Here is a 26,821-nt window from a genome sequence, read left to right as displayed (position 1 = left end):
CGCGGGACGTGAGCGACTGCGGAGGAGTGAATGCAAGTGAAAAATATTAAATTTAACAAAACGATATGTGTAAGTAATTAAACAGAATTAAACGAGACTTTTCAAGTTTTAATACCTATGATTATCAGCAACTTAAGCCTTAAACTTGGAAAGTCTTATTTTGCTTCAAAACTTAAGTGTGGATATTATAGAATTTAATATTAAAATTGAAATAAATTTTATAATGGAATGAGCATGTTAGAAAAAAAATATCAAATTTTCATAAGTTCAACTTATACGGATCTTATTGAAGCCCGACAAGAAATTATTAAGGTGATACTAAATATGTATCATATACCAATAGGAATGGAAATGTTCAGTGCAGATAATGCCGACCAATGGGAAACAATTCAGGAGACTATTAATAACAGTGACTATTATTTACTTATTATTGGTAATCGTTATGGTTCAGTAACTAATGAAGGGGTTGGATATACAGAAAAAGAATTTGATTATGCTAAAGAAATGGGAGTTCCTATTTACGCATATATCCGTAAGAGGGAAATACCGACTACTCCCAATGAACGCGAAACAAATCAAGATAAAAATGTTAAGCTTGACGCATTTATTGAAAAAGTTAAAAAAAACTCTATGGTTGAATTTTGGGATTATCCAAGTGATTTAGGGCAAAAAGTTTCTATCGCTTTACCGAAAGCCTTTAGAAAATACCCAAGGGTAGGCTGGGTAAAGAGTGACTCTGCTGTCTCAGTAGAAGTTCTCAATGAGATGGCTAAATTGAGCAAAGGATATAGAGAGTTAAAAGAAGAGAACGAGAAGCTAAAACTTAATTTTAGTAATAAGCCTAAATTCAATATTAAATTGAATAATATTGAATCAATAGAACTCTGTTTGTTAAAAAATTTTTCTACTTCTAAGGTTTTAAATAAAGTACCTATTATACCTCCTTCTTATTTGTCTAGTGATGAAAAAGAGTACTATTACCAAGATGATGCCATTAATTATAATAATTGGATTGAGAATAATCCTCAGATAGTATCAGAATATAATAATAAAATTCATCATTATGAGCGTTCAAAAGCAGGTATTGATGAACTTAATCTAAAAATTATCAATGAGGGGAGTTTAAAAGCAAATGATATAAATATTACGATAACATTCCCAGATAATGTCAAATTATTAAATGAAAAGATTAAAGAAAATTTAAAGGATTGGAATTATCCCGCCGATATTCCTGAAAGCCCTTTAAAAATCGCTAAGGATGCAGTAAATAGAAGTCTTGGAATTAATAAATATTCTACATTAGGATCAAGGATTGATACTATGCCTGTTCCTTCATTTCATGATTCTGTAAAGATTGATAAGAATACATTGAAAATATGGATTAAGAGTTTATTACATACAAAAAGTTTTGTTGCCAATAATGTATATATTATGCCAATCAATGAAGGCTTTTTTTCTGCAAAAATAAGTGTTATATGTGAAGAATTTGGCAGCCCAGTTGAATATGATATTCCAATTAATGTTTCCCTTAAAGAGTAATCTTTGATAAAATTAACCAATTAAAGTCCAAGTTGTTCGCAACCTTCCCAAGCCTGACAGTGAACACAAAATAACAAGCCTGTTTATAACACGGTAAATGACAATCAAGTAGCTTAAAAGCAAGGATATTGGCAAAAAAACATTAATCAATTGGCTTTCGAACAATCCCTTTATAACGGTTAGCCACGGAATCCAAATCAGCGCGTTTATCGTTCAGAACACCCTGAAAGAAAGTATTTAGAAGGGCTATGGTGGCAGTATGCGTCTTTGTTGGGATGTTGCCAAATCCTAAAACAGCCCCGGCCAAAAAGCGAGTAGGGGGTGCCAGCAGAAGCGGTGCATCTGTAAAACTATAATGGTCAGCTTCCAATAGCTCATACCGATATCCTCCCCCAAATTGTTTAAAGAACCGTTGATTTCCATTTTCATACCTCCGATAGCGTTCACCTTGCTCTTTGTTACTTTCTATGAGTAGGAAAGGACGCGGACCGGTAGGTGTTGGCAGTTCTCCATAGAGTGTACCGTCTATATTAACCGCCGCTTTCAATCGTGAATCAGACGCCATGGCCACCGCGGCCGTAGCGCCTCCCAACGAATGTCCTGCAATCACCATACGGTTTTGATTAAGAGATCCTAAAAATGGGTCGGGCCAAGCTTTTGGATTGTTCAGTTGATTCAGTACAAATTTTACATCGGCAATTCGGAGGTCGAGGCGACCTTTCATGAATTGAGTGAGGTCAGGAGCATTATTTGGATGATTTTCGATGGTAGTGGCGATTGTGCCATCTGCCAATTGGGTAATCATGGCCTCGTAGGGATGGTCAAGCGCCAGAACAACATACCCATGGCTTGCCAGCCCGGCAATAAGGCTTGTATAAAACGCACGTGAGGCCACATTCCCGGTTAAAAAAATAACCACAGGCCATTGATGTTGTGCTTTAGAGATGGGAGCATTCAGTATCCCATAGGTATTGATTTGGTCATAGTGGTCAAATAGTCGTTTGGGTAGCATACCGATTTTTTCCGGCAAATGATTCAGTCCGTCGAGGTAGGGGGAATGAGCGCCTTTTGCGTTTGCTTCGGTGGGGTACCACGCTTGAACCACCACATTTCTTCTGTCATGAGGGTCTGAAGTTATATGCTCAAACCGATCAACGTCGACCCAACGAAAAATTCTGGTTCCTACCGGGTAATTCCCCTGAGGTTTGATCAATGTGGGAATGGGTAGAAAAATGGCCCACGGAACAATGGAGGCCAAAAGCAAAAACAGCAACGTAAAGCGCAGGAGCCTGATTTTTAGTTTACTGGTGTTTTCTTTTAAGAAAATCGACTGCATGACCATCACCAATAGCAGTAGATAGCTGGGTACATATTGCCAATAGTACCCTTCCGTGAAAAGCTGTACAAGAGCCAAGATGACAGTCAACGCGACTAAGAATTTTAAACTACCATTCGTCCGCTTGGGGAAGATGATCAACCATAGTGCGGTGATTATGATACCGGCTAAAAGAAGTACGTCGATACTTTTCATTGGAAGGGATTCACTTTAGTTAAAACGGCTGTTTTATAAATGACGAGCAGGCGGGGGAAATATTGTTTTTCGGAAAATGAAATAATTTATCAGCGCCCGAAAAAGGACTTAATTGTGCCTTTATGGGGGATAAAACCTGCAAAGTGTGCAAGGATAAAAACGCGCTTGAAGGCTTTTGGGAGAAAGTATACACCCAATTTAACTTTAGGCATGAAAAAAATCATTGCGTTGATTGTCCTCGTTGGACTGTTCAGTTCATTCTCTCCCGAAAAGATCACCTGGGTGGCCATTGGCGACTCCATCACCTACCTGAACGAACACCAAAAGGAAACTGGCAACCGAATTACGAAAGGGTACATGACGCGGGTGGTGGAGAAACTGCCTCATGTTGAGTATGTTAACAAGGGATACAACGGCTGGACGGCTGCCCGAATCGCGGAAAAAATAGAAACGCTCAACCTGACCAAAGCCGATGTGTACACCGTTTTTCTGGGGACGAATGATTGGTGGGGCGGACGACCGTTGGGCACCTTTGCCGACTATGAAAATAACGGTGGCTACCAAACGTTCTATGGTTCGTTTCGCATCATCATTGATAAATTACGCCGCCTTAACCCGGATGCCAAAATTATATTGATGACGCCCATGCAGCGGGTCGATTTTGTGTACATCGCCAATATGAAAAACAACGCGTACGGTTCGTACAAAGAGAAAAAAGGGCAAATGCTCGGTCAGTTTGCGGAGGCCATCAACGCGATTGGGAAGCATGAAAAACTGAAAGTGATTGATTTGTACAACACCAAACGCTTAAGCGTGAAGAAGTTGGTAAAGTACAAACGGCTGAAAGACCCGCAAACGGGCGTGTACAAAAACTACGCTTACCCTGATTTTATTGACGTTCCTTTCAACCCCGAAACCGACGAATATCCTTACCCCGTCGAGTCCATTGCCATGACCTACGACGGCCTCCACCCCTCCGACGAGGGCTACGAAGTGATTACAGAAAAGTTGGTGAAAATTTTGAAGAAGTTGTAGGTTTTTATAACCATTAAGGCACTAAGAATCATTAAGGGGGTTAACCTCTTCTTAATGGCCTTTAGTGCCTTAGTGGTTAAAGATAAAGCCGATTACTTCATCTTCTTAGGGTCAACTACTACGTACTTAATGGACTTGTTTTTGTTATCGGCGTGGGCGGAGTAGGTAATGTGCAATAAACCGTCAGGCGTTTGAATCAGGCAGGGGTACGAATAACCGCCCTTGTCGCGGGCGTGATCTTCGAGGCGTGTTTTCCACTTCCACGTTTTCCCTTCATCATCAGATAGATACAGGCTCACGCGGTAGCGACCGTCGTCGATGTCGTTGCCCAAAAAAGCCCATTTACCGTCCTGTAACGTCAATATTTCAACGCTTGCGGTATTGGGGATGTCGGTTTTGAGGGAAGCCGTCCAACTTTCACCTTTGTCGGAAGATTCGCTGATGTGAACACGCGTAGGCTCGTCGCCGCTGTCGCGCAGGTACGCCACCAAGTTCCCGTTTTTACGTTTTGCCAACGCCGGCTGAATCGGCCCACGCCCTACGAGCGGCAGGCTTGGTTTCCAGGTCGTTCCAAAATCGTCGGAAATAGCCATGAGCGAAAAATTATACCCGTCGGAATACAGCGGCAACACAATGCGACCATTTTCCATCAGCATCGGTTTGATACGCGTCATCCACCCGATGCTGCGTTTGGGGGCATCTTTGGCGGCTTCGATGATCATGTTGTCGTATTTGGGCGCATACCCCGCCCAACCTGCGGTATTTTCGGGCAGTTTCTTGAATTTTTCGGCTACCTCTTTGGCAAAATTATCGTCAGGTTTGAGTAAAATATTGTCCTGCCAACTCCAAATAGGTGGGCCGCTTTTAGCGTAATCGGTCGAAGTTTTAAAACGCAAGATTGATTGTTCCCATTGGTTGGCCTGCACTGCAATCCAGACCAAAAACAATTTGCCCTGTTGGTTTAGAAACAACACGGGGTTGCAATCGGGAAGGTGGGGCGTGTCGGCCATTTCAAATGGCTCACTCCAAACGGTTTCGCCTTTTTTCAACCGTGCACCCATGATTTTGACGTCGTCGGCGGTACGCTCTCCGCTCCCATAAAACCACACGGACAGAAAATCTCCATTGGGTAAATGAACCAAGCTGCTGCCGTGAACGTGTTTTTCCTGACCCGGAAAAATCAGCATGGAGCGGACAATGGGGGAGGATTGCGCAAAGGTGATTTGCAGGGAACCAAAGGTGAAAAGGAGAAAAATGGAGAAAGGAAAACGGAATTTCATTAAGATTTAATTTTTTCATGCTGTAAGCATCTAAGAGCCTTTGCATGGTGGTATAATTTTATATTCTCGGTGAGTATTTAGGTGTTAATTCGTTCGATTTAGACCCGTTCAGCCAGGCGGCCGGTGCCGGTGCCGGTGACAAATCAAATTACTTTACTTTCTTCCGGCGTTCCATCACCTCACGCCATGTAGTGAGGATGACGCCCTGCGATTGAATATAGGCTTTCAGTTCGGGATTCATCATGGATAGCATATCCGCATAGCGTGAACCGCCCGATGCGCTGATGTGCTTGAAGGCATCGGTCACGTCGCTGCTGTGAACGATGAACATGGCCAATCCGGGCTGCATGTTGTTGAGGGTTTCGATGAATTTTTGGGCTTTGTACTTGCCCCATTCTTCGGGTGTTGGGTTGGGGGTAGAGGGTTTCCAATCGCCACTGATGGTATGCAAATCATCCAACACTGGTAAGCCCGATTGCCAGATTTTTTGTCCTACGGCTCCCGACATTTTGGTTAATTCGGGTTCAGGCAATTTCATGCCTTCCTGCCATTTACCTTCGGCCTTCATTCGTTTGATGATGGGGTATTGCTGACATTCAATCAGTAACTTGTTGTTACCGCCCGGAAACATGACTGGAATGCCGTATTCAACGCCGACTTTGATGTAACGCTCCATGAAAGGAATGTGTGCAAAGAGTGTTCCCATGTGCGAGTCCAGGTGGGTGGGTTTTAGGCCCATCCGCAACGCTTTTTCTACTTGCGCTCTGATCTCTTTTTCTACGTCGTCGGCGGTGCCGTTTTTCACGACTTGGGCTACTTCGTGCCACAGATTCCCTTCTTTATCTACCAAACTCGGTACGTTTTGAAAGCCCGCCACGGGGCCCCAACGGTAATCGCGCCACTCCGATGTCAACGTCAAATGCACCCCCGCGTCGAGATTGGGGTTGCTTTTTTGGATATAGTTGACAAAACTCGCTGACCATGAGCACGGAAACATGATGCTGCACGACGTAGCCACGCCCTGCTCTACCGATTTGATGGTTCCTTGGTTGGAAGAATACGACATGCCCGGGTCGTCTACGTGGAAAATCACGACTTTGGCTCCTTTGGGCCAGCCGAGTTTCTCGGCGTAGGTTTGCTGGGCTTGGCTGATGAAGGCCGTTGCCAACAAGAGGAGGATGGTTTTTAAGGTGTTGGTTATCATGGGGTTTGGTTTTTATTAAAAGTAAAGTGCGAATTTGTCATTATACATGGCAGTTGCTCGCGTCCCGCGAGTAATGGCTATTGGTAGGCCTCCGGCCTATTTAATTACTTAGGCCGGAGGCCTGATAATAATCTTCACGCGGTAGAACCGAGCGACTACTTACTCTGCGAATACGGCGCGGCATCTTTCCCAGTTGCCCACGATTTATTGGGTTCGGGGCCCATGACAAACGTCAATTCTCCACCCGCCATGATTTCGGAATGGTCGATCCAACTTCGGTCCAAGGCTTTGCCGTTGAGCGTGGCAGATTGGATGTATCGGTTTTTGGAGGAGGTGTTTTGGGCAATGATTTTGAAGGTTTTATCTTTCCCGACATTAAATTCAAGTTCTTCAAATACCGGACTGCCGATGGCGTATTGGGTACTGCCCGGAGCTACGGGATAGATGCCCATGCTGCTCAATAAGTACCAAGACGATAGCGAGCCCATGTCTTCGTTGCCGCATAGGCCGCCTGGTCCAGTGCGGTAAAAACGCTCCATGATTTCGCGGGCCCAATACTGGGTTTTCCACGGAGTGCCCGCATAATTGTAGAGGTAAGCTACGTGATGCGATGGTTGATTTCCGTGGACATATTGCCCGATGGTTCCCACTACACCCACGTATTTGGGCGTACTGATGGAGACATCCATGGAAAAGAAGGTATCAAGACGTTGGTTAAATGCTTGATTTCCACCCAATAATTGAATCAGACCTGCGGGGTCGTGTTGCACAGACCAGAGGTATTGCCACGCGTTGGACTCGGTGTAATGACGGTTGGGGCGACGGCCCACCAATAGCGGGTCAAAATATCGGTAGTAATGATGTGCTCCCACAGAATCAATGGTTTGTTGATTGGTGCCGATGGCTTCCAACCACGTGCCGTTTTCGCGGCGCGGACGCATAAAAGCCGTAGACGCATCAAATACGTTTCGGTAATTCTGGGCGCGTTTGTAAAACAATGCCGCGTCTTCCTTTTTGCCCAATGCTTCGGCCAATCGGGCAATGCACCAGTCGTCGTAGGCCAATTCCATGGTATTGGGAACGGATTCGGTGGTGCGGTCGGCGGGGGCGTAGCCTAAGCGAATATAATCGGCCAACCCAGCGCGTCCAGCTGAGGCCGGAATGTCGGCAGGGGGCGATTCTAAGGCTTTACGACGCATAGCGGCGTACAACCCTTCAATGTCCCAATCACGGTATCCCTTAAAATACGCATCTACGATAACAGGAATTAGGTGGTCACCGACCATGCTGGGCCGATACGTATTACGGAAATGTTGCGCCGGAAGCCAGCCGAATTCAGTGGTTTTGGCGGCAATGGATTTAACAAAATCGTTGACGTGGTCGGGGGCGATAAGCGTCAACAGGGGATGTTGGCTACGGTAGGTGTCCCAGCAAGAAAACGATGGATAAAAGTCGTATTTTTGTGCGGTATGCACTTTTTTGTCCATGCCCATGTACTGCCCATCCACGTCTTGCCCGATGTATTGGGCCAATAGACTACGGTAAAATGCCGTGTAGAAAATCTGCTTTTGGGCTTCATCGTTGCCTTTGATGGCTACGCGTTTGAGTTCTTCATTCCACGTCTCGCGGGCGTCATTTTTCACTTTGTCAAAATCCCAATGCGCAACTTCGGCCTGTAAATTCTTTTTTGCACCTTCTACACTCACGTGCGAAATGGCCACTTTGACCGTGACTTGGTCGCCTTTTTTTGTTCTGTAACCTACAAAAAAGCCTACATTCAACCCTTTTTCTTCGTTTTTGTACGGCCAATAGCCTTCCGAAGATTCGGGGGTAATGTAGTCATTGTCCCACGTACCGTAATACTCAAACGGGCGGCTGAATTTTGCTACAAAGTAAACCATCGTGCCGTTGGCATCTTTGTAGCCTTCAAGGGTGGAATCATTGGTCATTTTTACCAACGATTCGCCGCTTTCCGCATTGCCGCCGATTTCGTGGCCGATGTCGAGCAGAATAGTTGATTTTCGTGATTCGGGGAAGGTATAGCGGTGTACACCTACGCGTTTTGTGGCGGTGAGTTCGGCTTTGATGTTACCGTCTTTTAACAACACAGAGTAATAACCCGGTGAGGCCGATTCGTCTTTTTTATCGTAACGAGAACGATAACCCGAATCAGGATTCTCTTTGCTGCCAGCTGAAGTTTGGATTTTGTCGCCTACGGTGGGCATCACCAAAATATCACCGCCCGTAGTCATGCCGACACCGCTGAAATGCGTGTGGCTGAAGCCGATGATGGAACTGTCGGGATAGGCATAGCCAGCCGCGTAGGTCCACCCTTTGACGTCGTGGTCGGGGCTGAGTTGTACCATTCCGTAAGGGAGTGTAGCCCCAGGAAAGGTATGACCAAAGAAATCTGTCCCGATAAACGGGTCTACGTAATCAACGGGTTCTTTGTTGGATTCGGAACAGGAAAAAAGGGAGGCCGTCAGAATGCCTAAGGCAACGTATAGTAGATTTTTTTTCAACATTGGAGAGGTGATTGGAACACTGATAATTAAGATTTTTAAGATTAATTATGTGGCTTTTTCAATCATAATTATCTTAAAAATCAGCGTTCCATAGTTGTAGTTATATTATACGGCTTCGGAAACTTCCGCTTCTTTGAAGAGCAAACTCACGAGCTTGCGGTATTGCGAGAAATCAGGAATAATCAACTGCGCACCAGCTTTCACGAGGCGCGGACGCTTGTCGAAATTGTGTCCGTGGCGTTGTACTTCGTTGCTCGTAATTCCTATCGAAATACCGCCAAAACGACGCCCTTCACGGATTTCGTCGGGACCGTCACCGAATACAGCCAATTCGTTGCCATTCAGGTTGTTGTCGCGGATGATTCGCTCAATAATCATCTTCTTGGAAAACTTAGTGTACTCGCGCAAAGCACCGTAAATACCGCCGTCGAACAAATCTGCGTAACCGAGCACAGTGGCTTCGTGGCGAACGTCATCTACGTCGGTGCCGCTGGCCAGATACATCACTACGCCGCGCTCTTTGAGCTGGTGCAAAAAGGAAACCGCGCCCTTCATGGTATAGTCTTCCCAATCCAACTCGCCTGCCTGCAATTTGGCCATGCGTTTGTTGACCAATTCCATCAAGGCATCGTTGTAAATTTGTTTGTACTGAAACTTATCCAAAATTTGGTCTTCGGGTACGTAGCCTGCTTCACGTACCATATTGACCAGTCCTTCCATTTGATAAATGGTCTGAATACCAGTGGTTTTGTGAATAAACTCTTGCGTTTCCCGTTGTACTTTTTTGAAACTTGCCGCGTCGATAGTATCGTAAGAGTCGCCCAAAATCGCCTTCATCATTACGGGCTCCATGATTTCTTCCCAACCGTGGCGGAGGGTGCTGATGGTGCCGTCGTGGTCAAAAACAGCGTATTTGATATGGCCGAGTTTTTCCAACACCGATGGGTCACAGAGCTCCGTTTCGGAGTCGGGTAAATAGACGGCCTGACGCGGATTTTCGGCCAAATCGGCTTGGTAGATATAATTGGGGTCTTGGCTGATGGCTAGGATTTCTTCGCCGTTGGCGGTGCCCGTAATAAACAGTTTTTGAACCGTAACGGCCGCCGCAAAGTTGGCGAATTCAGCGGCTTCGTTGGGGCTAATTCCTGCCGCCAGACACAACGTAATGGCGCTGATGACGGTGTCGCCCGCGCCCACGGTGTCGAGTTGAACGTTCAGCTGTAAACCCAGATGCTCATGATAACCCGTTGAATCAAAGGCGGTAATGCCCCTTGCCCCGCAGGTGACAAAGACGGGTTTTTGGGATTGGGCAAATAAAGCCTGACCGTATTCCAGCACGGTAGTGCGCGGCAACATCGTACGCGGCTCTACCTGAACGCCGTTGAGGTGGGCAGCCTCTACGTCGTTTACTTTGCGGTATACGTTGGAGAAACGGTCGTTGAAATGGCGGGAATCAACCAAGATGATTTTGTTGTTGTATTGCTCAAAAAGTGCATTGGCTTTTTCAATAAAGCTGTCGTTTGTAATACTTCCGACGACTTGCTGATTGAAAATGACAGCATCGTGGGTTTCCAAAGCAGATTTTAAACTGTTTAGAATTAGCTCGTCAATTTCTTCCGAACGTTTGTTGTACACTCCAAAGTCAATACGCGGTTCTTCTACGCCTTCGATGTATCTTTTGAGGTATGCGTAGGTTTGAAAATGCTCTTTTTGAATAAATAGCGAACTTGTATCCGCTCCGAGATTTTGCAACTGTGCGGCCAATTCACGTCCGTGAATATCGTCGCCTACTACGCCGATAACCTTGAGTTGGGCAGGTTGAAGGGCCGAAAGATTAGCGATGACGTTGGCCGCACCGCCCGGCGAATAATAATGCTTGGCCACTGACTCGGCTTGTAGGCCCGTTTCGATTGATACTTCTGATTTGCGCGTATCCATGATCCAGTACGCGTCCAAACAAAAGTCTCCATACACCGCCACTTTGACGGTTTTTATTTTTTCAAGAATAGATTGAATTTGAAGGGTGTCCATAAAATAAAATTGGAATAGCTACTGTACGTTTAAGTAAATACTCCAATTGCACTACTCAAGGCTATTCTTTAATTTATTAAATATTTGGGATGAATCGTCCACGACTTTCAATTGGTTCCCCCCAAAAGCATCAGTTTTTTGATGAGAAACGGGTAACTGATGAGACACAGTGCAATGCCCCAACGAAACAGCGTTTTGGGCAACGTTCCCGCATCTTCGTCGGCTAAAAGCACTTCTCTGATTGATTTGTAGAAATAATACCAAACTTCCACTTTCTGCCCCACTTGATAAGGACAGGGGCTTTGGTAATGGGTAGAATAATGCCGATGCGAGCCATTGTTGGTGACGAAATCTACCACTGGAGCTTGGCCTTCGCCCTCTTTTGAACCAAATAATTCACCAGGGTTTTGACGAATTTCAACCACTGTTCCTACGGTTTTGATGCCTTTAGATTTGACTCGTTCTACCATTTTTGATTTGTCGTAAGCGATGATAAGCAGATACGTGCCAATAAATGCCAAAAGCGGCATCCATTGGATTATATAGGGGAGAGGGTTCATTATTTTCATTCTTTTTGGTGAAAAACAATTTTATTCAAAATAAGAATGGACGCAAAACTTACTGAAAGATTAGTAACAATCTTCTGCTAAGAGAGAGGTTATAAAGTTGAAATACAAGAATAAAGCGGAGAAAAAACGGCTTAGTAGTTCCTTCTGTTAAGGGCATCCTGCAATTTCCATTTTGAAAGTACTGTTGGTGCCAGTAGAAAATGAAGTGCCCGCCGTGGGTTGGATGGTGATAGAACCGCCAGCTCGCAATAAAAGTGATTGATTGGAAGGTGTAACCAACGTAGCTCCCGTCACTGTAAGAGCGGTTTGGGCTTGGTACACGTTATATGCCAAACTATTTACGGTTTGGGTGGAAGGGCAAGGGTATACTACTTGAAAACTCCGATCGAAATAGACCCCGTCGGTGGAGTAAGTGCCTGAGGCATAGGCACGGATTGTTACTTGTCCCGCGGTGCCAGTGAGTGTAACGGTATTTCCGATTACGGTAGCTGGACCAGAGACCACAAGAAACTTAGGGGGGTCTGTTGAGGCTGATGCACTCAGCGTAAAAGGGGCCGCATTGACATTTTTGCTCGAGATAGGCGAAAATGCAAAACTTTGTGAATCCAACGGGCGATTTACCTGAAAACTGCGTTCAACGGGAGCGGCTTGATTGTGGGTCCCGTTGCCGTGCTGGGTTGCCCGAAGGACCACCGTGCCGGGTATGCCAGAAAGAGTCACTTGATTGCCTATTACATACGCGGGCCCCGAAATTGAATAATAAGAGGGCGACAGGCCCGAAGATGTAGTTGCACCTAAGACAAAGGGGGTGTTTGTGGTTTGTTTGTCGTTGATTGTTGGAAAAGTAATGGTTTGAGCAATACCGCCACACTGAGGAAAGAGGTCTTTGATGAGGGTGGTGGTTAGACCTAGTGAGTCTGATACTGTGAGATAAACACGGTACCAGTACGAGGCCGCTCCCAATTCACAATCCAAAGGGGCAAGGGTAGTATTGATATTATTGCCCGAATAAGATGAACTCAAGTGTTGGTGGTCATTGTGGGCAAGGTATATTTTCCAATTCAGACTCAGCGAAGCAGGGCTCTGCTCATTGTCTTGGACTGTTGCATTTAAAGTAATAGGATAGTTTTGATTGAGTGGAAAAGAGGCGATGGCGTCCAACGAAGTTGCTGCAATAACAGGAGGAGTATTGTTGAGAAATATGTATAGCGAGTCGGAGGCAGATGCCCCGTTGGCATCGGTGACCGTCACCTTTACGGTATATTTTTGGGGTGCGCTGGAGTTAGATACAAAACGGTGGTGGGGCTTGAGCCCGCTTTCGGTAGGGCTGCCGTCGCCAAATTGCCATAAATATGTCAGGCTAGTACTGTCGGGGTCGTATGATTTTGCCGCACTGAACCGTACAACTAAGGGGCCCGCTCCGTGTGTATTGTCAGCTTCTATCTTGGCAATGGGGGCACTGTTGGTCGTTGGGAAAATTCGTAGGATTTCGTTAGCAGTACAGTAAAAAATACCGCTAGTGGTAGGTGAAACACTCAACGAAATGACATTGTTGCTGAGATTTGAAGCAAAATTTTCAACAGCGGTTACTTGATTGGTCATGTCTAAATTGACCATTTTAATCCATTTTTGGGAATAGTCGGCAATGTAGAGCTTGTTGAGGTATTGACTCGATAAATCTGTTCTTTTGTAAAAATCACCAATCAATATGCAATGCCCGCTGATTTCTCCAGGAACTTGTATACCCCCTACCGTATACGTAGTACTGCCTACAATGCTGTATCCTGTTGTGGAGTTATAATAAAGCTGAGGTTTTTTTTTGTTGCTGCCGGGGTCCCAAGTAGCACTAGGGTGTTCGGCGCGGGTGTTCTCTCCTTCGTAACGCGGCCAGCCAAAATTTTGCCCCGGGCTAGTAGCGAGATTGACTTCTTCAAACAAAATACTGCCGACATCTCCAATCAACAGGCTTCCTGGGTTTCCCTCATCAGGATTGTGAGAGCCAGTTTCGGGGATGGGCAAGATACCATAAGGATTGCGGAGCCCGCTGGCCCAGATACGCGACCGAGGTGAGCGGGGAGAATCCCCTGAATAATAAGGGTTTGAAGAGATACCGTTGCCGTTGGTAGCGTTTATTCTAAGAATTTTTCCGCAATGGGAATCCAGATTCTGACTGCGGTAAGAGCCGATGTTTTCGGCTGCCGTCATAATGCCCCGTGAAACCGTACGTGAACCATAATCAAACCCTCCAATGTCGTTGTTGGCGGCTGTGGCGGCATCCCCAACGGAGATAAAGAGCGTGCCGTCTTTGGCGAATTTCATACTCCCTCCCATGTGAAAAAATGACGTACAAGGTATCCCCGTGCTTGCCGTTTCTCCAATCAAGATGGTGCGCGTATTGGCTACTATCGTGGTAAACCCGGTGGCGGCGTCTGCTTGGTACCTCGTGACTCGGGCCATTGTCCCGCCATTACCTGCATCATCGTATTGGCTTCCAATGTTCAATAAATGCTTGGGGTCAACGATGTAATAAATATAAAATAAACCATTGCTCAGAAAATTGGGATCTAGTACTAGGCCGATGAGCCCTAAATCAGTGACGTTGTACACTTCCTGATTAATATCCAACAACGTAGTACGTACACCGTTGTTGATAACATACACTTTCCCTTCCTTTTCCCAGCAGAATAATCTTCCACTATTGTCGAAAGTGAAGCCCATCAGCGAATTAAAGTTGGAAGCATAGACTTGCTGAGCAAAACCTGACGGAAGGGTTTGGGATTGGCCTTTCACAAAAAAAAGCGTCAAATACAAAAGTAAACAGCCTTTTTTCATTTCAAAGATACGGGCAAAGGTGAATAAAAGTAGGGTCTTTAGAGCGGAATTGTAACAATGCAAAAATACGGACTACACTCCTGTCTTTTGGAAATTTTATTGCTCAAAAACGACCGTTTGATAACTTTTTATCCAAAAAAGACAACTTTTGTCATTTAAATATATAGTCTATATACTTAAATATTAAAATAAACAACTACGCTGTGTAGTATAAAAAAGATTAAAAATAAAGGCTAGAAAACAGAAATCACCGCTGCTTGGGCCCGTAAATTGGACCGTACAGCGGTGACCTGTAATTGGGGAAGTGGTTTTTTTATATTTCAAATTTAATTCCTTGCGCCAACGGCAACGTGGTGCCGTAGTTGATGGTGTTGGTCTGACGGCGCATGTAAGCTCGCCACGCATCAGAGCCAGATTCGCGCCCGCCACCCGTTTCTTTCTCGCCGCCAAATGCCCCACCGATTTCGGCGCCTGAGGTGCCGATGTTGATATTGGCAATGCCGCAATCAGAACCCGCATGACTCAAAAACAACTCTGACTCGCGCAAATTAAGCGTAAAGATGGCCGAGGAAAGCCCTTGTGGAACGCCATTTTGTAAGGCAATGGCTTCCTCTAAAGTACTGTATTTGATAAGATATAAAATGGGGGCGAAGGTCTCGTGCTGTACAATCGGCCAGTGATTTTCAACTTCGGCAATGCAGGGTTGTACGTAGCAGCCCGACGCAAAATCGGCACCTGTCAAAACGCCAGGTTCTACCACAAACGTACCACCCACAATGCGTACTTCGTCGACCGCCGACTGGTAGTTTTTGACGGCCAGCGTATCAATCAATGGGCCAACGTGGATGTTGCTATCGAGCGGGTTGCCGATGCGCAGTTGACCATAGGCTTTGACCAAACGTTGTTTTACGTCCTCATATATGCTTTCATGGATAATCAACCGGCGGGTACTGGTGCAGCGCTGCCCTGCCGTTCCTACGGCCCCAAACACAATCGCTGGAATTGCCAATGGCAGGTCGGCATGTTGCGAAATAATGATGGCGTTGTTGCCGCCCAATTCCAATAAACTGCGCCCCAAACGGCCACCCACGGCTTGCCCTACGGCTTTGCCCATGCGCGTACTGCCCGTGGCTGAGATGAGCGGTATCCGTTCATCGTGCGAAAGCCATTCGCCTACTTCGCGTCCGCCAACAATGAGGCCCGAAACTCCTTCCGGAACATCGTTGGTTTTCAGTACTTCCTGAATGATATTTTGGCAGGCAATGGCCGTTAAAGGCGTTTTTTCGGAAGGTTTCCACACGCATACGTCGCCGCATACCCACGCCAGCATGGAGTTCCAAGACCACACCGCCACGGGAAAATTGAATGCCGAAATAATACCCACAATGCCCAGCGGGTGCCACTGCTCATACATTCGGTGCGAAGGGCGCTCGCTGTGCATGGTGAGTCCGTATAATTGGCGTGAGAGCCCGACGGCAAAATCGCAGATGTCAATCATTTCTTGCACTTCGCCGAGGCCTTCCTGAAGGCTCTTGCCCATTTCATAACTGACCAAGGTGCCTAGTTCGGTTTTGTATTTGCGCAATTGTTCCCCCATTTGCCGAACGATGTCGCCGCGCTTGGGAGCGGGCACGAGCCGCCACGTTTTGAAAGCTTCCTGCGCCTGACCGATGACGGTATCGTAATCTTCACGGGATGCCGCGTGAACTTTGCCGATGAGTTGACCATCTACCGGCGAAAACGAAGACAACTCTTCGCCCCGACCTTCCCAAGCGGCCAAGCCCGTGCTGATGCCGTGATTTGTGCTGGAAATGCGCAGTGTTTCTAAGATTGTTTGCATCTGATAAATTTGGAAATTGGATTTGTTGATGATAAAAACCGCTTGAAGAGTTCTTCAATTCCCAAAGGTAAATCCAATCTTACACAAACAAAAACACCAGCGCGCCTGCCACGTACCCAATCAACGCCAGAAGGCTGATGCGCTTGAGATACCAGAAAAAGCTGATGCGCTCCATGCCCATCACCGCCACGCCCGCCGCCGAGCCAATGATCAACATACTGCCGCCCGTACCAGCGCAGTAGGCCAAAAATTCCCAGATTCGGTGGTCTTGGGGGTAAGTTGCCAAATCGTACATACCCATGGAGGCCGCCACGAGCGGCACGTTGTCAATGACCGCCGAGGCAATCCCGATGATAAAAACGATGGCGTCGAGGTTGCCGATGGTATCGTTCATCCACGCCGCTAGGTCGGTCAATACATGCGTAACTTCCAAGACGCCAATGGCTAGAAGTATGCCCATAAAGAATAAAATACTGCTGGTGTCAATTTTACTTAATGCATGACTAGCCGTAAAAGGCTTGCGGTCTTCTTCGTCTTTTTTGGAATGGAGGATTTCTGAAACAATCCAAACCACGCCTAATGCCAGCAGAATACCCATGTAAGGCGGTAAGTGCGTCACGGTTTTAAAAATGGGAACGAATAAAAGCATCCCAATGCCCGTCCCAAACATGATGTTACGCTCTTTTTCGGTCACATCGTCGACCTCTGATTTCTTTGAAACCTTTGGGGTAGCAATTGATCCTTTGAGTTTAAATGAAAGATAAATTAGCGGAACAATCAACGCAATAAGGCTCGGAATAAACAGTGTTTTCATAACATTGATGGCCGAAATCTGCCCGCCAATCCACAACATCGTCGTGGTGACATCTCCCAGCGGTGACCATGCACCGCCTGCGTTGGCGGCGATGATGACAATCCCTGCAAAAAAACGCCGCATTTCATCATCCCGAATGATTTTACGCAGCAACGATACCATCACAATGGCCGTGGTAAGATTGTCTAAAACCGCCGACAGAAAAAAGGTAAGAATGCTGATAATCCACAGCAAAGCGCGGCTGTCTTTGGTGTGAATACGCTCCGTAATTACGCCAAACCCTTGATGAGCGTCGACCAACTCCACAATGGTCATGGCCCCCAACAGGAAAAAGGCAATCTCGGATATATTGGCTAAATGATGGGAAAGCTCTTCGACAATGTGGTGTGAATCACTACTTCCGAGGGCATAGAGGGTCCAACAGATTACCCCTGTCAATAAAGCAGTTGCGGTTTTGTTGAGATTAATGTTATGCTCAAGGGTAATAAAAAGGTAACCTATGACAAAAATGATAATAATGGCAGTAATCATAATTGATAATTTAAGACTGGGTTAAAACAACAACTGAATCCTTAAAAAGTCGTTAAAAACTCGCTATTTACGCAAAAAACACCGATTTTGCAGAAATATTAAGCAAAAGAAAAACGATGCTTCTTAACTGGATTTTACTTTTTGTGGGCAGCCTAACGGTTTTGTTGGTTGCGGCCCGTTTTTTTACCAATGCCGCCGAAAGTGCAGGCCGACTCCTCAACCTCCCTCCATTCGTTACGGGTATTTTTATCGTAGGCATCGGCACTTCATTGCCCGAACTAGTGACGGCGCTTTTGTCCATTTCGTCGGGGCAGGCGGAGATTGTGGCGGGAAATCTCATCGGGGCCAATATCTCCAATATTTTCTTGATTGTAGGCTTTACGGCCTTGATGAATCGTCGAACGATTGATTTGGGCAAACGTTATCTTATGATTGACCTTCATTATCTGTTGGGCTCCGCGCTGGTCTTTTATTTGTTTTTACAAGACGGCATCCTTACGTGGAAAGAAGGGGCTTTTTTGATTCTTATCTTTGTGATATACAGCCTTTATCTACTGAGGGCTGGCAATGAAGACGAACCCGAAGAAACGACCGAAAGTACTCCTACATGGGGAAAAGTGGGCCTGATTCTGGCTTTGGCGGGCGTTGGAATTTACTTTGGGGCCGATTATACGGTGTTGAGTATTACCCGGATTGCCGAAATTCTGACGATTCCTCCGTCCATCATTGCCCTCACTGTGTTGTCGTTAGGAACGACGCTGCCTGAGTTGGCGGTCAACTATTTTTCGGTAAAGCAGGGTAAAGCGTCGTTGGCAATTGGTAACGTGATGGGCTCGTGTATCTTCAACGTTTTGGTCATTCCGGGCGTGGCAAGTTGGGCAGGAGACCTAACGGCCAGCGGCCAGCTTCTGTCGCTTGCGTTGCCGATACTCGTGGCTGCATCGGCCTTTTTTTATCTTTTGGCCCAAGATAAGCGCATCTCTACTTGGGAAGGTGCTTTGTTTTTGGTGTTGTATTTCATCGTAATGTTTAAAATCTCTGGGCTGATTTAATCAGCCCAGCGTGGATGCTCAGACCAGTTTTAAAATGGGACGAAAATAGGGCTTGCTGAGTACCACATCGGCGCTGTTTTCTAAAATTTGGTTTTTGGTACAAAACGAAACGCCAATGCCTGATTTGCGAATCATGCAAATGTCGTTTTCTCCATCGCCGATGGCCATTATGTTTTCAAAACCCACGTGGTAGATTTCTGAAAGGTAAGAAAGGGCGTTGGTTTTGCAGAAATCATGCCCGCAATGGGAAGTGGTGCGTTTGAAAAAATACGACGGAATTTTGACTTGACCCGTGGCCACACTTCGCGAAAATTCAAGCTCATTGGCCAGCGTAAAATCCAGCCCAAATAGATTTTTGAGGTGATTAGTGACGCAGGTATAACTGTCGCTGATAATGCCCGTGATGAATCCTTTTTGTTTTAACTCCGCCACAATTTCCCCGAAATCAGCCACAACGGGAATCGACTTGACAACTTCAATGATTTCGCCGAAGGTTTTTCCGTGTAGCAGTTGGGCAATTTGCTTGGTACGCACCACGGGGTTGGTTTGTTCGGCCACGATTTGCCAAAGTTCCTTTTTGAACCCAAAGGCATCAGCGGCGGTGTGAATAAAACCCGCCCGCAGAATGGTATTGTCCATGTCAAAAACCACCATTTTGCGCAATCCCACCATTGATTCTTTGATGGCGTCGGTCATCTCACGCCGAATGACGTTGATGTTTTCGAGATTTTCGAGGGAGGGTTCCGTGATTTGATTGGTGCGCGCCAGAATGGCTTTTGTCACTTCCCTCGACATTTTTCCGAGCTCCTGCCAAGGCTTCATTTTATTTTCGACAGTTCCGATGCTCACTTCGGCAATGCGGGTTTCGAGACGATGCATATCCAACAAAATTCCGATGTCAACGCCGTAATCATTTTCAAAATTAATTTTTTCAAAGAATGATTTTCGGCCCGCAATGATGCCGCTCAACGGTTGTTTGAAATGCGTGAGGGCGGGAAATAAAATGCTCAGCAGCGGCTTGGCCACCAACTCCGTTACGCGCCCCGCCTGACGGTCAAAATAAGATTTTACAAAGTCGGCTTCATTTTTTAGAAGCGGCTCCACGAGAATGTCCACGACGTTTTCGGGGTAGGTTGGAATGTCGGCATCCAAAAAAACGACGATGTCAGATTGGGTCATCATAAGGCCTTCGCGCATAGACGCCCCTTTTCCCAATTGTGTACTCGTAAAGGCCGTTGCGCCAGAGAGCATGGCTACGTCAACCGTATTGTCGTAAGATTGATCGTCGATGACGATGACTTCCCGAACATGGGCGCAATTTTGGGCTTTTCGAATAACGTTGGCAATGGTGGCTTCTTCATTGAGGGTAGGAATGATAACGGTAACGTTGTTCATAGAAATGATGTTTGGAAGATAGATTAGGAAGAAAACCCAAGCGGAGACGTTCCCGCTTGGGCGAGGCAAACACTCAGGACAATTAACAATCAAAGGTCTTCCGGCAATCTTAACAACACCTTAAGCAGCAATTAAAAAAAAATAATTTTGGGGAATGGTTGAAAAAAAATGTCGTAACGGCAATAAAGTAGGTAAGAATGACGAGTGAGGATACCTCGCTCGTCATTGCTAGTCAACCAAATCGTATGTTACCTTCATTTTCCGCTTTTTTTGAATGTAAATTGCTGTTGTTGCAGGTATAGGTTTGCCTGTCTTAGTTGATTGATGGTATCTTTCATCAAAAAAATAACCTTATCCTGCGACAACTTAACGGCTTCGAGCGAGTCTTGTCGCAAAAGCGCTCGGTTCGTCATTTCGGTCATGTTGCGCTGCGCCATCCATTGGTAGAAGCAGACGAAAACCATGCCCGCCAAAATGGCCAAAAGACTGATAATTACACTGCGTCGGTTGTGTTTTCCGCGCTGACGGTCGTACGTGTTGCCGTATCTTGGCAAAATTCGTGTCTTCATTCAGAGCTGCGCATTGAGAATACTTTATTGTGGCAACCGCCACTGCAGCAATCGCTTGTTTTACAATGACAAAGAAACAGGGCAATCCTTAAGAACTTATGAAGGAATGATTAAAAAGTCACTAAAAATGAAGAAAATCGAAAAAGTAAAAACGACTGATAGAGACTAGAAATCGGGGCAAAAACTCAATGGCGGTAGGGGATGAGTAAGGAGAAAAAAGTGGTTTGAGCGGGGGCATCGGAAGTGACTTTGATGTTGCCATTGTGCAGTTTGGCAATACGCTCAACCAACGACAATCCCACACCGTAACCTTTGATATTGGTTGTGTTATCGCTTCTATAAAAGGGTTGAAATATATAGGGTAGATCTTTGGGCAAAATGACGGTGCCCTTGTTGGTAAATCGAATTTCAACGTCAGTTTTCATCGGAAATACATCGACCGCTACGGTTGAATCTGGGGAAAACTTGCACCCATTCTCCATCAGATTGACGATGGCGGTTTTCATCAGGTGGGCATTGGCTTTGACAATGAGCTGATTGTCGTCTTCAATCGTGCTCAGGAGTCGAACCTGCACTTGATACGAAGGCTCGGCTTTGAGCAATAAATCACGGGCTTCCCAAACGATTTCGTCAATCCGGATGTCGTTGTAAATCAAACTGCGGTTTTGGTCGTTTACTTTGGCCAGTTCGAGCAGGGTTTCTGAGAGTTGACCCAAATCCCGAATATCCTCTCGTATAGATAGCAGTGTTTGCCGGTATTCGGCTTCGGTTCGTTCTTTGAGCAGGGCCACGTCGAGTTGTGCTCCAATGCGCATAAGGGGATTTTTGAGTTCATGCGACACGTTGGAAATGAACAGGTTTTGCAATCGAAATACCTCGCCGATGCGGTCCAGCAGTTTGTTAAACGTACTGGTCAGTTGCCCCACTTCGTCGCGGGGGTTTTGGACGGTCAGGCGTTGCTCCATGAGTTTAGGGTAAATTTGATTCACCTGCCCGATGGCGTTGGAAACGGGCTTCATGGCCTGCCCCGCAAAATACCAGCCCGCAACAATCACCAGTCCAATCACGCCAAAGTACATACCCGTCAAAATTCGCCAAAGGCTATGCAGTTCTTCGTCGCCGTATTTATCTTCGGCCCCCGCAATGCACACTACGCGGTTGAAGCGGTCGGTGTACACAATTCCGATGATTTTGGCTTTTCCTTCGGAAAACTGAACTTCTTTTTCGAGCCTTATTTGGTCGAGAAGTTCGGGGTTTATGGCATAGTAAAGGGTCTCATTGCTGGTGTAAAGCTCTTCATTTTGGTGGTCATAGATGGTTAAGTTTTCGTTGTACAATACATCGTAGTTGGTCTTGTCAATTTTTCTAAGGAGTTTAGAGTCAACGCCTTCAACTTTTACCAATAGCTCACAGGTAGTGATGGCTTTGTGTCGCAACCGTTTGTAGAATTCCTGCTCTACGTAGGTCATTCTTATCAAATAAATGGTGATAAACGCCATCAGCATAATGGCCGATACGAGCAGCGCGAATTGGGCGGTGAGCTTGGTCCGAATCTGCATTTATGCCTCCTGTTTGAGCACATAGCCTACGCCGTAGTGCGTGTGGATGAGTTTGACGGGAAAATCTCGGTCTATTTTTTTGCGCAAAAGGGTGATGTAGACTTCGATGATGTTGGTGCCCGTGTCGAAACGAATGTCCCAGATTTTTTCGGCAATGTCTACTTTTGACAGAACCCTTTCGGCGTTGCGGAGCAAAAATTCGAGAAGGGCGTATTCTTTGCCCGTCAAATCAATGCGTTGGCGGCCGCGCGTTATTTCGCGGGTGGAAAGGTTCATTTCGAGGTCGGCGTAGCGGAGCACGTTGGCGGTGACGGGCTCCGACTGAATGCGTTTGGTGACGACTTTGATGCGGGCCAATAACTCCAAAAAATCAAACGGTTTGACCAAATAATCGTCGGCGCCCGCATCGAAGCCCACGAGCTTTTCTTCCAACGCACCCAAGGCGGTCAGCATGATGAACGGGGTGCGGACGCCCGCGCTTCGGAGTTCACGGCAAAGCTGCACACCGTTGATGCCCGGAATGATGATGTCGGAGACGATCACGAAGTAGTCATTCCGACGGGCAAGCAGTTTTCCAATCGTGCCGTCGTAGGCAATATCTACCTCATATCCGTTCTCTTCGAGGCCTTTACGTAGCGATTGAATGATTTTTATATCGTCTTCAATTAATAGAATTTTCATGCAAAGGGAATTGAATTTATAGAAGGGTGTGTGAGGAAATATCGTCAAAATTAAGCCAGAATCGTCAATCTTGAACTATTTTTATACAGAAATCAAACACCTACGCGTTGAAGTATGTAATGGTCCGATGGAACCAAACCTATCAAAAGCGGTGTTTTTTCAAAACCGTCGTGTAAGAATCAAGGTAAAGTTGTGAAGTAAAAACTTAAAAAAGAATACCGGATGAAAAATGTGTTGTTGGTAGTGAGCGCTTGTGCAACGGCTTTTGTGGCGTTGGTTGGTTTTCAAAAGTTAGAACATCCCTTACAATTTCCCCAATTTACTACCCAACATTTGGTAGATTCCACGCAACTAAAGCCCGATTCTCTGCCCCAATGGCAACGGGTCTATAATTCGCTCCGTCTCAAAGAAGCGGGCCTATCTCTCGAAGGTTTTCGGTACGCATGGGCGGGTTTTCAAAAGGAAAAGTTTACAAAATCCATTCTTGCCATTGCCGATTTTAGTCAATCTTCCCGCCACAAACGTTTGTACGTGATTGACCTAAAGGAAAATAAACTTTTGTACAATACCTACGTGGCGCACGGCCGCAATTCGGGTGAGGAATTTGCCCGTCAATTTTCCAATAAAAATTCTTCTTACCAATCCAGTTTAGGCTTTTATCGGGCTATGAGCACCTACCAAGGTAAGCACGGACTGTCGCTTAAATTGCAAGGATTGGAGGAAAACATCAATCACCGCGCGCTGGAGCGGGCCATTGTGATGCACGGCGCAGACTACGTAAGCGAGGAGTTTATTAGGCGTACGGGCCGCTTGGGGCGCAGTCAAGGCTGCCCCGCCGTATCGGTAGACGACACCAAAAAACTCATTCCGCTACTGTGCAATGGCGCAGGGCTATTTTTGTATTATCCCGATAATTCCTACCTCAAAAATTCAAAGCTGTTGGCGGGTTTGGAGGAAGAAACTCAAACGGGTTTACGTTCCCAACCGTATACGTCGTTGAAAAATACCAACTGACCCACGTCGTTGATGTCGGCCCCTAAATACAGAATAAATACGGGCACTTTTTGCTTTAACTTATCCGATTTTGGCTTCTGATTGGTGATGGGTTCGTTGATGAAATCATCGTCTAATAGGTGTTTTCCCGCCAAAAAATTGGCCAATTGCGCGGGGCTTTGCAACCGCACACAACCGTGGCTTCGCCAGCGTTGGTCGCTCACAAAAAGGGTGCGAACGTTGGTATCGTGCAAATAAATTGCGAGCGGGTTTTTGATGTTTACTTTCATCAAACCTAGAGAATTATCTTCGCCGTTGTCCTGCCGAAAACGATACGGAAAATTATCTTCCGAAATTTCGTCCCAGTTGATGGAGTGGGCGTCTACGCTATCGCCTTTGGTATCAATGACGGCCATCCCGTTGTCTTCCAAATAGTCTTCATCCTCCCTGATTTTTGGTAACATTTCCTGAAGCGCGATGTTGGTCGGGACGTTCCAATAAGGATACATAATGATGTTGGTCGCGTAGGTATCAATGCCCGGCGTGGGAGAGTCCGCTTTGCCCACAATCACCCGCATACTCAGTTTTTGGGCACCCGTTGAGTCAAATCCTTTCAAATACGCACCGCGCGTGTTTACCAGTACCATGCGTTCGGCTCCTTGCGCTTGTCGGTTCATCCAACGATAGGCATTGAGCGATTCGGCAATGATGGCCGCGCTGTCGGCTTGCCCGTCTTTGATAAATCGGGTGTAGTGGCTTTTTAGTTGAGAATAAACGGGGAATGAAGGCTCTAAACGCGCTAGCACGTCGTCAATGTTTTTGTTTTTACCTTCCACCACCTCCCAAGCGGCTTCACGAATTCGGGCGGAGTCGGGGAGTAAAACCTTCGCCGTATAGCGAATATAGCGCGGTTTGTGGCCATAACTGATTTCTTCCAATAGCCCCAAAGGACCTTTTTTTGCAGCCCGTGCGGTATCAATTCCGATGGCGTGAGAATAGCTGAGAAGCGTTGCGTATGTTTTTTTGTCTTGTAACTTTTCTAGCAATAATTCTTCGGTTCTTTCGGGTTTACGACAACCGTTAAAGATAAAAATAGAAAGCGAAAATAGGGCGTATCTGATGATTGGTTTCATAAGAAAGGTAAGTATTTAAGTAAAGTGCAATCGTTTAAATAGTCATGCCAATACAAGCAAATAGAGGTTAAAGGTTTAATAATAAGGGTGATGTATTTCTTGTGCGTTGAAGATGGCATCGGTAGAATGAACAAAGTGGGTAATTATTTCTACACTTTTCGGATCGGGAAATTTTGTAAATAGGGCATAAAAAATGCCATGCTTTGGGGCATGGCACATAGTATTTGGGGATGAATAATGGCTCAGGAGGCTTGCTGCGCCGCAAAATAGCGTTTAAGCCATGTGGCATCAGCGCGTACTTTCCAGCGTTTCATCCATTGCGATTTTGTGGTAACGGTATTGTCGAAAACCGTAGTGTCAGGAGCTAATTCTTCGGCGTTAACCGCACTTTTAATACCTGATACAGGGATGCTTTGAAGTTCTCCTCGGTCGTCAATGTACATCAGCGAGCGGTCGAAAAAGTCGACGCCCAAACGAGGCCCGATTTCCTGCAACCAATGCACAGACTTGTCGATAGAACAGCCACTCGGCAACTCTTTGCTTTCATCCACGGCAATGACTACAAACCGATTATGAAAGATTTTTCCCGACGCCGTGAGCTTCATGCCGTGGGCTTCCCACTCGTCCAAGGCGGCTTTGAGGGTTTCGGTGAGGGTGCCAACTTCGTCGTTGGTCAGCGGGCGATTTGCCTGATAAATCCAGACGCGCGCTTCAAAATCTATTTGATCAAAAGGAATATACATTGGTGAATGGTGATTAGTGAATTAGTGGTTGGTAAATAGGGCTGTCAGGTATTGCTATGGGTTATCATAGAGTTGAATAAATCTGCCAACACAGCCATCTCATGACACCCTTATAAACCTTCGGCCTGCGCCACAAGTTCCGCCAAGTCGAATACTTTGACAGAGTCTTCTTTTTCTTTGTTTTTGACACCGTCGCTCATCATCACCATACAAAACGGGCAACCCACCGCAATCGTGTCGGCACCCGTGGCGAGGGCTTCTTCAATGCGTTCAATGTTGACGTCTTTTTTCCCTTTTTCGGGTTCTTTAAACATCTGTGCGCCGCCCGCACCGCAGCAGAGACCTTTGGCTTTGGAGCGCTTCATTTCAATCAAATCGGCATCTAGGGCTTCCAAAACCGCGCGGGGTGCCTCGTATACATCGTTGGCGCGCCCGAGGTAGCACGAATCATGAAACGTGATTTTACGGCCTTTGAATGTACCCCCCCCCTCGATTTTTACTTTGCCCGCGTTGATGAGTTGTTGCAGAAACTCCGAATGGTGAATCACTTCGTAGTTACCGCCGAGGTCAGGGTATTCGTTTTTGAGGGTGTTGAAGCAATGCGGACAAGCCGTCACAATTTTTTTGATGCCGTACATATCCAACACCTGAATGTTGGCCATGGCCTGCATCTGAAACAAAAACTCATTGCCGGCGCGGCGGGCGGGGTCGCCGGTGCAGCCTTCTTCGGTGCCTAGTACGGCAAATTTTATCCCTACTTTGTTTAGGATTTTGACAAAAGCAATGGTCACTTTTTTATAACGGTCGTCGAAGGAGCCCGCGCAGCCGACCCAAAACAACACTTCGGGGGTTTCGCCAGCGGCGGCCATTTCGGCCATGGTTGGTACTTTCAGTTCGCTCATTGATTTTTAGAATTGATGAAAAAAAGTAAGAGGCTTGGTTTGATAAAGGTTAAAGTACAAAAG

The 26,821-nt window shown here is 46.2% G+C and carries 20 protein-coding genes; 4 read left to right on the top strand and 16 right to left on the bottom strand.

What is annotated here, in order from left to right:
- The first annotated feature begins 228 nt into the window (after positions 1 to 228).
- Complete coding sequence (locus GVN20_RS15640; protein ID WP_166559246.1) at positions 229 to 1,539, top strand: DUF4062 domain-containing protein; 1,311 nt, start codon at positions 229 to 231, stop codon at positions 1,537 to 1,539.
- 142 nt (positions 1,540 to 1,681) lie between these two features.
- On the opposite strand, the gene GVN20_RS15635 is transcribed toward GVN20_RS15640, so the two are convergent.
- Positions 1,682 to 3,070, bottom strand: coding sequence for a hypothetical protein (locus GVN20_RS15635; protein WP_166559245.1), 1,389 nt, complete (start codon positions 3,068 to 3,070; stop codon positions 1,682 to 1,684).
- Between the two features lie 210 nt (positions 3,071 to 3,280).
- Between GVN20_RS15635 and GVN20_RS15630 the strand changes: the two genes are divergently transcribed.
- Positions 3,281 to 4,105, top strand: coding sequence for an SGNH/GDSL hydrolase family protein (locus GVN20_RS15630; RefSeq protein ID WP_166559244.1), 825 nt, complete (start codon positions 3,281 to 3,283; stop codon positions 4,103 to 4,105).
- A 92-nt stretch (positions 4,106 to 4,197) separates the two neighbouring features.
- Here GVN20_RS15630 and GVN20_RS15625 read toward each other — a convergent pair whose 3' ends face one another.
- The 8 genes from GVN20_RS15625 to nhaD form a co-directional block, all read right to left on the bottom strand.
- A complete protein-coding gene (locus tag GVN20_RS15625) occupies positions 4,198 to 5,385 on the bottom strand; it encodes an exo-alpha-sialidase (RefSeq protein WP_166559243.1) in 1,188 nt (395 codons plus the stop codon).
- A gap of 148 nt (positions 5,386 to 5,533) precedes the next feature.
- Positions 5,534 to 6,589: a polysaccharide deacetylase family protein gene (locus GVN20_RS15620; RefSeq protein WP_166559242.1), complete on the bottom strand. Its 1,056-nt coding sequence runs from the start codon at positions 6,587 to 6,589 to the stop codon at positions 5,534 to 5,536.
- A gap of 155 nt (positions 6,590 to 6,744) precedes the next feature.
- Positions 6,745 to 9,114, bottom strand: coding sequence for a GH92 family glycosyl hydrolase (locus GVN20_RS15615; protein WP_229599083.1), 2,370 nt, complete (start codon positions 9,112 to 9,114; stop codon positions 6,745 to 6,747).
- Between the two features lie 105 nt (positions 9,115 to 9,219).
- On the bottom strand, positions 9,220 to 11,145 hold the full coding sequence (locus GVN20_RS15610) for a PfkB family carbohydrate kinase (protein ID WP_166559241.1): 1,926 nt from the start codon (positions 11,143 to 11,145) through the stop codon (positions 9,220 to 9,222).
- A gap of 107 nt (positions 11,146 to 11,252) precedes the next feature.
- Positions 11,253 to 11,705: a DUF3592 domain-containing protein gene (locus GVN20_RS15605; protein ID WP_166559240.1), complete on the bottom strand. Its 453-nt coding sequence runs from the start codon at positions 11,703 to 11,705 to the stop codon at positions 11,253 to 11,255.
- Positions 11,706 to 11,861: 156 nt separating this feature from the next.
- Positions 11,862 to 14,546 (bottom strand): PQQ-dependent sugar dehydrogenase, encoded by a 2,685-nt coding sequence (locus tag GVN20_RS15600; protein WP_166559239.1) that lies wholly within the window; start codon positions 14,544 to 14,546, stop codon positions 11,862 to 11,864.
- A gap of 313 nt (positions 14,547 to 14,859) precedes the next feature.
- Positions 14,860 to 16,386, bottom strand: a complete 1,527-nt coding sequence (locus tag GVN20_RS15595; RefSeq protein ID WP_166559238.1) for an aldehyde dehydrogenase family protein — start codon at positions 16,384 to 16,386, stop codon at positions 14,860 to 14,862.
- Positions 16,387 to 16,465: 79 nt separating this feature from the next.
- Positions 16,466 to 17,731: a sodium:proton antiporter NhaD gene (gene nhaD, locus GVN20_RS15590; protein WP_166559237.1), complete on the bottom strand. Its 1,266-nt coding sequence runs from the start codon at positions 17,729 to 17,731 to the stop codon at positions 16,466 to 16,468.
- 116 nt (positions 17,732 to 17,847) lie between these two features.
- On the opposite strand from nhaD, the gene GVN20_RS15585 reads away from it, so the two are divergent.
- On the top strand, positions 17,848 to 18,783 hold the full coding sequence (locus tag GVN20_RS15585; protein ID WP_166559236.1) for a sodium:calcium antiporter: 936 nt from the start codon (positions 17,848 to 17,850) through the stop codon (positions 18,781 to 18,783).
- A gap of 18 nt (positions 18,784 to 18,801) precedes the next feature.
- On the opposite strand, the gene GVN20_RS15580 is transcribed toward GVN20_RS15585, so the two are convergent.
- From GVN20_RS15580 to GVN20_RS15565, 4 genes are all read right to left on the bottom strand, one after another.
- A complete protein-coding gene (locus tag GVN20_RS15580; RefSeq protein ID WP_166559235.1) occupies positions 18,802 to 20,178 on the bottom strand; it encodes an HAD-IB family phosphatase in 1,377 nt (458 codons plus the stop codon).
- A 254-nt stretch (positions 20,179 to 20,432) separates the two neighbouring features.
- Entirely contained in the window at positions 20,433 to 20,747 is a 315-nt protein-coding gene (locus GVN20_RS15575) for a hypothetical protein (RefSeq protein WP_166559234.1), read from the bottom strand.
- Between the two features lie 185 nt (positions 20,748 to 20,932).
- Positions 20,933 to 22,306 carry a HAMP domain-containing sensor histidine kinase gene (locus GVN20_RS15570; RefSeq protein ID WP_166559233.1) on the bottom strand — a complete coding sequence of 458 codons (1,374 nt, stop codon included), beginning with the start codon at positions 22,304 to 22,306 and terminating at the stop codon, positions 20,933 to 20,935.
- Positions 22,307 to 22,987, bottom strand: a complete 681-nt coding sequence (locus GVN20_RS15565; protein ID WP_166559232.1) for a response regulator transcription factor — start codon at positions 22,985 to 22,987, stop codon at positions 22,307 to 22,309. It lies immediately after the preceding gene.
- Positions 22,988 to 23,209: 222 nt separating this feature from the next.
- Between GVN20_RS15565 and GVN20_RS15560 the strand changes: the two genes are divergently transcribed.
- Positions 23,210 to 24,001: a murein L,D-transpeptidase catalytic domain family protein gene (locus GVN20_RS15560; protein WP_166559231.1), complete on the top strand. Its 792-nt coding sequence runs from the start codon at positions 23,210 to 23,212 to the stop codon at positions 23,999 to 24,001.
- On the opposite strand, the gene GVN20_RS15555 is transcribed toward GVN20_RS15560, so the two are convergent.
- The 3 genes from GVN20_RS15555 to GVN20_RS15545 form a co-directional block, all read right to left on the bottom strand.
- Positions 23,950 to 25,113 (bottom strand): L,D-transpeptidase family protein, encoded by a 1,164-nt coding sequence (locus tag GVN20_RS15555; RefSeq protein ID WP_166559230.1) that lies wholly within the window; start codon positions 25,111 to 25,113, stop codon positions 23,950 to 23,952. The two genes, GVN20_RS15560 and GVN20_RS15555, sit on opposite strands and share 52 nt — an antisense overlap.
- A gap of 242 nt (positions 25,114 to 25,355) precedes the next feature.
- On the bottom strand, positions 25,356 to 25,856 hold the full coding sequence (locus tag GVN20_RS15550) for a hypothetical protein (protein WP_166559229.1): 501 nt from the start codon (positions 25,854 to 25,856) through the stop codon (positions 25,356 to 25,358).
- Between the two features lie 110 nt (positions 25,857 to 25,966).
- Positions 25,967 to 26,758, bottom strand: coding sequence for a (Fe-S)-binding protein (locus GVN20_RS15545; protein WP_166559228.1), 792 nt, complete (start codon positions 26,756 to 26,758; stop codon positions 25,967 to 25,969).
- Between the last annotated feature and the right edge of the window lie 63 nt (positions 26,759 to 26,821).

The sequence above is a fragment of the Runella sp. CRIBMP genome, from assembly GCF_009905605.1.
GTDB lineage: Bacteria > Bacteroidota > Bacteroidia > Cytophagales > Spirosomataceae > Runella.
This window is presented reverse-complemented; position numbering and strand designations above follow the sequence as displayed.

Excerpts from the sequence above, each read along its gene's own strand:
- GVN20_RS15575 (WP_166559234.1), bottom strand. The coding sequence starts at position 20,747 with ATGAAGACACGAATTTTGCCAAGATACGGCAACACGTACGACCGTCAG.
- GVN20_RS15545 (WP_166559228.1), bottom strand. The coding sequence starts at position 26,758 with ATGAGCGAACTGAAAGTACCAACCATGGCCGAAATGGCCGCCGCTGGC.
- GVN20_RS15560 (WP_166559231.1), top strand. The coding sequence starts at position 23,210 with ATGAAAAATGTGTTGTTGGTAGTGAGCGCTTGTGCAACGGCTTTTGTG.
- GVN20_RS15600 (WP_166559239.1), bottom strand. The coding sequence starts at position 14,546 with ATGAAAAAAGGCTGTTTACTTTTGTATTTGACGCTTTTTTTTGTGAAA.
- GVN20_RS15625 (WP_166559243.1), bottom strand. The coding sequence starts at position 5,385 with ATGAAATTCCGTTTTCCTTTCTCCATTTTTCTCCTTTTCACCTTTGGT.
- GVN20_RS15555 (WP_166559230.1), bottom strand. The coding sequence starts at position 25,113 with ATGAAACCAATCATCAGATACGCCCTATTTTCGCTTTCTATTTTTATC.
- GVN20_RS15595 (WP_166559238.1), bottom strand. The coding sequence starts at position 16,386 with ATGCAAACAATCTTAGAAACACTGCGCATTTCCAGCACAAATCACGGC.
- GVN20_RS15565 (WP_166559232.1), bottom strand. The coding sequence starts at position 22,987 with ATGAAAATTCTATTAATTGAAGACGATATAAAAATCATTCAATCGCTA.
- GVN20_RS15630 (WP_166559244.1), top strand. The coding sequence starts at position 3,281 with ATGAAAAAAATCATTGCGTTGATTGTCCTCGTTGGACTGTTCAGTTCA.
- GVN20_RS15610 (WP_166559241.1), bottom strand. The coding sequence starts at position 11,145 with ATGGACACCCTTCAAATTCAATCTATTCTTGAAAAAATAAAAACCGTC.
- GVN20_RS15615 (WP_229599083.1), bottom strand. The coding sequence starts at position 9,114 with ATGTTGAAAAAAAATCTACTATACGTTGCCTTAGGCATTCTGACGGCC.
- GVN20_RS15550 (WP_166559229.1), bottom strand. The coding sequence starts at position 25,856 with ATGTATATTCCTTTTGATCAAATAGATTTTGAAGCGCGCGTCTGGATT.
- GVN20_RS15620 (WP_166559242.1), bottom strand. The coding sequence starts at position 6,589 with ATGATAACCAACACCTTAAAAACCATCCTCCTCTTGTTGGCAACGGCC.
- GVN20_RS15635 (WP_166559245.1), bottom strand. The coding sequence starts at position 3,070 with ATGAAAAGTATCGACGTACTTCTTTTAGCCGGTATCATAATCACCGCA.
- GVN20_RS15570 (WP_166559233.1), bottom strand. The coding sequence starts at position 22,306 with ATGCAGATTCGGACCAAGCTCACCGCCCAATTCGCGCTGCTCGTATCG.
- GVN20_RS15605 (WP_166559240.1), bottom strand. The coding sequence starts at position 11,705 with ATGAACCCTCTCCCCTATATAATCCAATGGATGCCGCTTTTGGCATTT.
- GVN20_RS15585 (WP_166559236.1), top strand. The coding sequence starts at position 17,848 with ATGCTTCTTAACTGGATTTTACTTTTTGTGGGCAGCCTAACGGTTTTG.
- GVN20_RS15640 (WP_166559246.1), top strand. The coding sequence starts at position 229 with ATGAGCATGTTAGAAAAAAAATATCAAATTTTCATAAGTTCAACTTAT.
- GVN20_RS15580 (WP_166559235.1), bottom strand. The coding sequence starts at position 20,178 with ATGAACAACGTTACCGTTATCATTCCTACCCTCAATGAAGAAGCCACC.
- nhaD (WP_166559237.1), bottom strand. The coding sequence starts at position 17,731 with ATGATTACTGCCATTATTATCATTTTTGTCATAGGTTACCTTTTTATT.